The organism is Planomonospora antibiotica (assembly GCF_014647955.1).
Taxonomy (GTDB): Bacteria; Actinomycetota; Actinomycetes; order Streptosporangiales; family Streptosporangiaceae; genus Planomonospora; species Planomonospora parontospora.
Window position 1 is genome coordinate 1 of sequence record NZ_BMQE01000172.1, and the last position, 505, is coordinate 505.

The following is a 505-nucleotide window of genomic DNA, read 5'->3' on the forward strand; positions in this document are numbered from 1 at the left end:
TTTTTTCTCATCATACCTATTATATATAATATATCCAACATACCTCTCAGTATTATCATCCATATTATATATTATCATTTCATATATATGCTTCCCACGTAACAATTTCAGGCTCTCTTCACCCCTTCTCCAAGGTACTTTTCACCTTTCCCTCACGGTACTTGTTCGCTATCAGTCTCCTGTCGATATTTAGCCTTGGGTGGAGTTTACCACCCGATTAGAACTGCACTCTCAAGCAGCTCGACTCCCCAGCATCATCGTCTTGACCAAAAAAAATGAAAACCCACGGGGCTGTCACCCGCTTTGGCCTACCTTTCCAGATACGTTACTTTTCATCCTTTCCAATCTACCATAATACTCGACCCCACAATGCCCTCTCAGGCTTTCGGGTTTGGGCTTCTTCCTGTTCGCTCGCCGCTACTAAGGAAATCGATGTTTCTTTCTTTTCCTCCCCTTAATAATATGCTTAAATTCAGGGGGTTATCTTATTTTAAATCATTTCTTA

Annotated in this window: 1 rRNA gene; it reads right to left on the bottom strand. The window is 41.2% G+C overall.

Going from position 1 to position 505, the window contains the following annotated elements:
• Nucleotides 1-101 precede the first annotated feature (101 nt).
• Nucleotides 102-505, bottom strand: a 23S ribosomal RNA gene (locus IEZ06_RS35975); the annotation flags it as partial.